This window comes from Streptomyces sp. NPDC034670 (assembly GCF_055574875.1).
Genome location: NZ_JBVITR010000003.1, coordinates 144,544 through 151,181, shown reverse-complemented (window position 1 = coordinate 151,181; position 6,638 = coordinate 144,544). Strand labels below are relative to the sequence as shown.

Below are 6,638 nucleotides of genomic sequence, written 5' to 3'. Positions count from 1 at the left end.
CCCAACACCACACCCACCCCCCCCCCCCCCCCCCCCCCCACCCCCCCCCCCCCCTCCTCCCCCCCCCCCCCCCCCCCCCCCCCCCCCCCCCCCCCCCCCCCCCCCCCCGTCCGTCAGGGGCGTTACACCAGGTCCGCCTCGAGCAGGGTTCCCGTGACGTCGGTGAAGCCGTCGCGGGCCGACACCAGCCGGCCCTCCCGGACCACCTGCAGGGCGGCGTTGGCGTTGACCATGCGGGGGAAGCCGACGGCGGCGAGCTCGTCCTGGAACTTCCACCGCAGGGTCGGGGTGAGCCCGCCCGTGTCGACCTCCAGCCCGCCGTCCAGGGCCCCGCTCACGGCGTCGGCGCTCACCTCGCCGTCGCCGAGCGACTCGACGGCCTGCCGGAAGACGGTGTAGGCGATCCAGGTGGTCTGCACCCCGGCGTCCGCGGCGTCGATCCGGTTGTCGCCGAACGCCTCCGTCTCGATCACCTTCTTCATCGGCTCCCAGCGCGCGTCGCCCGCCGCCGGGTACCAGCCGGTGACGTACGCCCCCTCGTACGGCCCCGACGCCCCGCCGGACGTGTCGAGCACCGACTGGTCGACGCTGCCCAGCACGGTCGCGGTGCGCACCTCGGGGTAGTCGCCGCGGGCCCGCCGGAAGGAGTCCATGAAGGTGCTCGTGCGGTCGCCGAGCGCGGGCACGACGCAGCCGGGCTTCGCCGGGTCGCCGGCGGTGCGCCGCAGCGCCTGCCGCGCCTCGTCGCCGTACGCGGTGGCGTCCTCCGCGGCCCGCAGGTCCCCGGCCGGCTCGTGCCCGCCCGCCTTCAGGCCCGAGTCGAGCAGCGGGGGCAGCTGGTCGCCCGCGATGGTGTCGGGCCGGACCAGGGCGACCGGTCCGCAGGTGTCGGCGAGGGTGCGGCCGAGGCCCGCCAGCAGCACCGGCTGACCGCCGTTGACGGGATAGGACAGGGGGCTGGTGAACTCGTCGGCGGTGATGCCGTAGCCGCCGATGTACGGGATGCCGGCGCCCTCCAGGGCGGGCAGGAAGGAGTCGGCGTGCACGCTGTAGGAGCCGACGACCGCGACGGCGCCCTCCTCGACCGCGCGCCGGGCGCACCGCGCGGCGGCCACGGTGTCGTTCTTCTCGTTGCAGGTCAGGACGGAGAGCCGGCGGCCGTTGAGGCCGCCCTGGGCGTTGACCCAGCGGGCGTAGGCCTGGGCGAACGCGGGCATCCCGGGCTTGTTGGTGGTGTCGGTGCCCTCGGGCGCCCAGGTCATCACGGTGATCGGGTCGTCCCCGGAGCCCCCCGTGACACCGGGGACGACCCCGCAGCCGGCGGTGAGCGTGACGCACGCCGCCACCGCACCCGTGGTCAGGGCACCGGCTCTGGTCCGCCGGGGGAGGAGACGGGGGAGGAACGTGCTGCGGATGCGTCGCCTGCCGGTCATGGTGCGCACCATTCCGTCACATGGCCAACCCCGGAGTGACCCTCGGTCGACGTGTGGTGACGCGGAGGTGAATTACGGGGTCCGGTGCGCGCCGCGCGGAGCGGAAACGTACGATCGACGACCGTGCAAGGTTCGGAGAACTCTTCCCGTCGCGGCCGTCGCTCCTCCACCATGGGCGGCATGCCGCTCAACGACATGCCGTGGTGGCGCTGGCGCAGCAACGTGCGCTCCGCGCTGCACATGCTCTCCGACCCCGCCTTCCAGCGGGACGTCTGGCTGGCCGGGGTGGACGGCTACGGTGACGTCACCGACGCGGTCTACCGGCTGGTGGAGGACACCTGGCTGGACAACTGGTCCGCCGAGAAGTACGTCGGCACGATCTTCCGCGACTCCCAGGAGGCGGCGCTCGTCGACACCGCGGTGCTGCGGGTGCTGCGGATCATGCACCAGGTCGGGCCGGACGCGCCGGTCACCGCCTACCTCGAGCACCACGGGTGGCCGGAGGCGGTGCGGGCCGCGCGGGACGCGCACGTGCGGATGGCGACGAGCGACGGCGAGGACCCCGACGCCCCGCCGCGCACCCTCGAGGTGCTGCGGATCCTGACGCGGTCCGCGTAGCGGAACGGCCGGACGGCCGGGATCCCCCGTGTGGGACCCTTTCCAGCATGAGCGAGCAGTCCAACCGAGCCGCGGCCCCGGCCGACCAGTACGTCCTCACCCTGTCCTGCCCCGACAAGCAGGGCATCGTGCACGCCGTGTCCAGCTACCTGTTCATGACCGGGTGCAACATCGAGGACAGCCAGCAGTTCGGCGACCACGACACGGGGCTGTTCTTCATGCGGGTCCACTTCTCGGCCGAGGCCCCGGTGACCGTGGAGAAGCTGCGGGCCAGTTTCGCGGCGATCGGCGACTCCTTCCGGATGGACTGGCGGATCGACCGGGCCGACCAGCGGATGCGGATCCTGCTGATGGTCAGCCGGTTCGGTCACTGCCTGAACGACCTGCTGTTCCGCGCGCGGACCGGCGCGCTGCCCGTGGAGATCGCCGCAGTGGTGTCCAATCACACCGACTTCGCCGAGCTGGTGTCCTCGTACGACATCCCCTTCCACCACATCCCGGTGACGAAGGACACCAAGCCGGAGGCCGAGGCGCGGCTGCTGGAGATCGTGCGCGAGGAGCGGGTGGAACTCGTCGTGCTCGCCCGCTACATGCAGGTCCTCTCGGACGACCTGTGCAAGCAGCTCTCCGGGCGGATCATCAACATCCACCACTCCTTCCTGCCGAGCTTCAAGGGCGCCAAGCCGTACCACCAGGCGCACGCCCGGGGCGTGAAGCTCATCGGCGCCACCGCGCACTACGTCACCGCCGACCTCGACGAGGGCCCGATCATCGAGCAGGAGGTCGAGCGGGTGGGCCACGACGCCACCCCCGACCAGCTCGTCGCCGTCGGCCGGGACGTGGAGTGCCAGGCGCTCGCCCGCGCGGTGAAGTGGCACGCGGAACACCGCATCCTGCTGAACGGCCGCCGCACGGTGGTGTTCGCCTAGGACGTGTGTCGAAAGTCCCGCCCGCCCGGCGACGCCTGGTACGCACGCTCGCCGCGTCGTCGGGCTCGCCCCGGTACCTCCCGGTACCGGGGCGACCCTCCGCCTCGCGATCGCACGCTCCCCCGGGCTCTCGGCTTCGCCCGAGCAGGGGGCACCCCCACGACGTCGCCGGGCCCGCCCCTCGGGCAGACGACGCTGCTTTCGAAACACGCCCCAGGGGTCCCGCCCCGGCCCGTCACATCCGGCTCAGGGAGGCTGCCGCGAGCAGGACGTCCCTGATCGCCCCGCGGTCCCCCTCCTGGCCGGCGGCCGCCTCCTGCGGGGGCACGTGGCCCGCGGCCAGGCGGCAGAACTCCGCGCCGTCCAGCGCCACGTGGGCCACCTCGTGCTCGGCGGAGCCCTTCGCGGCGGGGGAGTCCAGCGGGATCAGCCACTCACCGCCGCCGGACCCCTCGATCTCCAGCCGCAGGCTGCGCCCCGGTTCACCGGCGGCGACCGGGCGCCGCTCGACGGGGGAGGCCAGTCCGGACCGGCGGCGGGCCTCCAGCACGGCCGGGAGCATCCGCGCGGCCAGGTCGACCATGTGGTGCAGGTGCCGTCCGGAGGGCGGGTCGTAGGGGTAGTCCACCGCCTCGGCGATGTCCTCCGCGTGCACCCAGCACTCGAAGGCCCGGTCCAGCATCGCGTCGGGCAGGGGCAGCTCGAAGTCGCCGTACGGCACCGCCGGCCACCCGGCGCCGCCGCCGGCGAAGGACGCGGCCCGCACGAGGCGGTGGCCCTGCTCCCGCCAGGGCGCCCGCACGGAGCGGGTGGGCGGGAAGCGGGCGGCGCGCCAGTAGGCCTCGGTGCGGGCCGCCGGGGTGGGGCGCTCGGCCCGGACGTCACCGAGCGGATCGTCCAGGCCGAGGGCGACCGCGACCAGCCCGTCGACGGTCAGCAGGTGGGCGATGACCCCGGCGACGGTGGTGCGGCGCGTGCTCGCCTCGTCGGCCTCGTACCAGCGCAGCCGCACCGGCGCGCGCCACTCGGCGTCCCCGAAGTCCTGGAGCAGCGCGTCCAGGCGCGCGGTCTCGGCGTCGTAGGCGGCGGCCCACTCCGGCACCGGGACGCGCGGCGGCCGCCGTTCCAGGCAGGACTCCAGGACGCGGGTGCGCAGGCCCGGGTCCAGGTCGAGGCTCTCGGGGCGCTGGAGCAGGCCGACCGCCGCGCGCAGCCGCAGCGCCTCGTCCGCGCAGGGCCCGCACGTGCCGAGGTGCTCCTCGACGGCCTCCGTCTCCGCCGGCGAGCAGGCGGCCAGCGCCCAGGCGCCGAGCAGCGACTCCAGCACGCGGTGCTCCAGCACGAGCGGCCCGGCCGGCCCGTCCGTCCCGCGCCCGGGGCGCACGCCCGCGTGCGTGTCCGCGTCCGCGCCTGTGTCCGCGTCCCCGGGACGCTGCTTCCCCTCTCCTGCGCCACCGCCGTGCGGATCGGGACGGTCCGCGCTCACGCGGCGCCCCCGATCCCCGGCGGGGAGCCCGGGGCCCCGGTGTCGTGGGCGGTGGACAGCAGCTGCAGCCCCAGGCGGAGGCGGCGGCGGGCCTCGTCGTCGGTGACGCCCAGGTCGACGGCGGTCCGGCGGTAGTCGCGGCGCTGGAAGTACGCCAGCTCCAGCGCGGCCCGCAGCGGTGCAGGCATGGACTGGACGATGTAGTCGGCGCGGGCGGAGACGGAGGCGTGGCGCACCGTGCGCTCCAGGTCCTCCGCGGTGCCGGGGCCGCCGCGGGCGAGCGCCGCGGTGCCGGTGGTGCGCAGCCGCTGCACGGCCAGCCGGTGGGTCAGCGCGGCGAGCCAGGCGCGCAGCGGTCCCTGCCGGGGGTCGTAGGTGTCCGGGTGCTGCCAGACGTGGGCGAAGACGTCGCGGGTGATCGCGTCGGCGGCGCGTTCCTCGCCGAGGACGCGGTGGGCCAGGCCGTGCACGAGGGAGGCGAACCGGTCGTAGAGCTCGCCGAGCGCGGCCGCCTCCCCGCGCGCGAGCCGTTGCTGCATCCTGCGGTCCCAACGGGGCGGCACGTCCCTCGTGGCCATGCGGGCCCTCACCCCCTGTCCTCCCCGGTGCCCCGGGCCGGTCGGTTCCCGGGTCCAGCGTGTGCCCGCCGTCTGCACGAAATGTAGTCGGCACGCTTGAGAACGCACGCCCCTTTGTTGCAATGCGCGCCCCCGGCGGAGCCGCAGGTGGTAAGGGAGCGGACCGCGCACGCCGGGCGCCCTCGAGGGTGTGCGTACCCCGGGGTGCCCTGATCGAAAACGATCGAATCAGATAGAAGCCGACTGAAACAAGACCTTTCTGTTCGGTAACCGTTTCCCGGGCCGCGTTTCAGGGAACGGCCGGTGGGCAGCTGCGCTGCGAGAAAGCGTAGGCGCTGCTTCCGTTTGGAGAGCGAAGGGCGTGGTGGTGACCTTCAAAGTGACCGACGGGGAGCAGGCTGGCTGGGTCGTGCTCCGGGTGTCGGGCGAACTGGACCTGCTGACGTCCCCGGTGCTGCGCCAGCGGGTGCACGACGCGGTGGCCGACGGAAGGCACAGCCTGGTCCTCGACCTCTCCGACGTGTGGTTCTGCGACTCCAGCGGGGTCGGCGTGCTCATCGCCGCCCGGCGGCTGCTGCGCTCCTGCCGGGGCACGCTGCGGCTGATCCTGCCCGACCGGGGGGCCGCCGACGGCAGCCACGTCAACAAGGTGCTCGGCGCGCTCGGCGTCCGCCGTCTCTTCGACATCCACCCGGACGTCCGGTCCGCGGTCGGCGAGGACCCGCGCCCCCTGTCGGCGTGAGGCCGCGCGCCGGCGGTCCGCCGGGCCCCGCACGGCCGTGCGCGTTCACCCGCCCGCGCCGCACGGCCGTCCCGGAATTCCCCCGGTCCCGGTACGGAGGACGCCTTCGGTCTCCCGGACGGCTCCGCACGTCGTACGCTCCCAGCGAGACGACCCACCGACCTAAGGCGGCCTGAGAAAGACATGGTCACCAGCGAGTACGAGCGCAGGATCGCGGCCCGGTTCGCCACCTTCGACCAGGACGGCAACGGCTACATCGACCGGGAGGACTTCAGCGGAGCGGCCAAGGCGCTGCTCGCCGAGTTCGGCGTCGCGGCCCGCTCCGACAGGGGCCAGGCCCTGTACGGCGGCGCCGAGGCGTTCTGGCAGGGCATGGCCGGGATCGCGGACCGGGACGGCGACCAGCGCATCACCCGCGAGGAGTTCGTGAGCGGCGCGGTCAAGCGGCTGCGGGACAACCCGGACCGGTTCGCGGAGATCGCCCGCCCCTTCCTGCAGGCGGCCCTCGCCGTCGCCGGCGCCGACGGCGAGGGGGCGGCCGCCGCCGGGGGCGTCGCACGCGCCCTGCGGGTGCTCGGCGTTCCCGAGGAGCCCGCCCGCACGGCGGCCGCGGCGCTGGACGCGGACGGTGACGGCAGGATCGGCGAGGAGGAGGTCGTGCGGGCCTTCGCGCGCCACTTCACCGTTCCCGAGTAGCGCCCGCCCGCGTCCGGCCCTCCCGCCGCGCACCGCTCCCGCGGGGGGGGGGGGGGGGGGGGGGGGGGGGGGCGGAAGGAAACAACGAAGACCCACGAACAAGACCGCCCAACGAGAGCAGCGGGGCACGGTTACCGCGACCCTACAACGGGCAGG

General features: G+C 74.7%; 7 protein-coding genes. 4 read left to right on the top strand and 3 right to left on the bottom strand.

Translation table 11 applies throughout. The annotated features are described in order from the left end of the window. Positions 1–122: 122 nt before the first annotated feature. Positions 123–1,433, bottom strand: a complete 1,311-nt coding sequence (locus ACZ56B_RS03400; RefSeq protein WP_468785733.1) for an ABC transporter substrate-binding protein — start codon at positions 1,431–1,433, stop codon at positions 123–125. A gap of 171 nt (positions 1,434–1,604) precedes the next feature. Between ACZ56B_RS03400 and ACZ56B_RS03395 the strand changes: the two genes are divergently transcribed. Further along, positions 1,605–2,051, top strand: coding sequence for an SCO4402 family protein (locus tag ACZ56B_RS03395; protein WP_468785926.1), 447 nt, complete (start codon positions 1,605–1,607; stop codon positions 2,049–2,051). A gap of 47 nt (positions 2,052–2,098) precedes the next feature. Continuing rightward, positions 2,099–2,980, top strand: a complete 882-nt coding sequence (gene purU / locus ACZ56B_RS03390; RefSeq protein ID WP_468785732.1) for a formyltetrahydrofolate deformylase — start codon at positions 2,099–2,101, stop codon at positions 2,978–2,980. A gap of 235 nt (positions 2,981–3,215) precedes the next feature. Here purU and ACZ56B_RS03385 read toward each other — a convergent pair whose 3' ends face one another. After that, positions 3,216–4,364 (bottom strand): zf-HC2 domain-containing protein, encoded by a 1,149-nt coding sequence (locus tag ACZ56B_RS03385; RefSeq protein ID WP_468785924.1) that lies wholly within the window; start codon positions 4,362–4,364, stop codon positions 3,216–3,218. Positions 4,365–4,462: 98 nt separating this feature from the next. Further along, entirely contained in the window at positions 4,463–5,044 is a 582-nt protein-coding gene (locus ACZ56B_RS03380; RefSeq protein WP_468785730.1) for a sigma factor, read from the bottom strand. A 361-nt stretch (positions 5,045–5,405) separates the two neighbouring features. Here ACZ56B_RS03380 and ACZ56B_RS03375 point away from each other — a divergent pair, with 361 nt between their 5' ends. Together ACZ56B_RS03375 and ACZ56B_RS03370 are read left to right on the top strand one after the other, a co-directional pair. After that, on the top strand, positions 5,406–5,786 hold the full coding sequence (locus ACZ56B_RS03375; protein WP_468785728.1) for an STAS domain-containing protein: 381 nt from the start codon (positions 5,406–5,408) through the stop codon (positions 5,784–5,786). A 183-nt stretch (positions 5,787–5,969) separates the two neighbouring features. After that, on the top strand, positions 5,970–6,482 hold the full coding sequence (locus ACZ56B_RS03370; protein ID WP_468785726.1) for an EF-hand domain-containing protein: 513 nt from the start codon (positions 5,970–5,972) through the stop codon (positions 6,480–6,482). Positions 6,483–6,638: the final 156 nt, after the last annotated feature.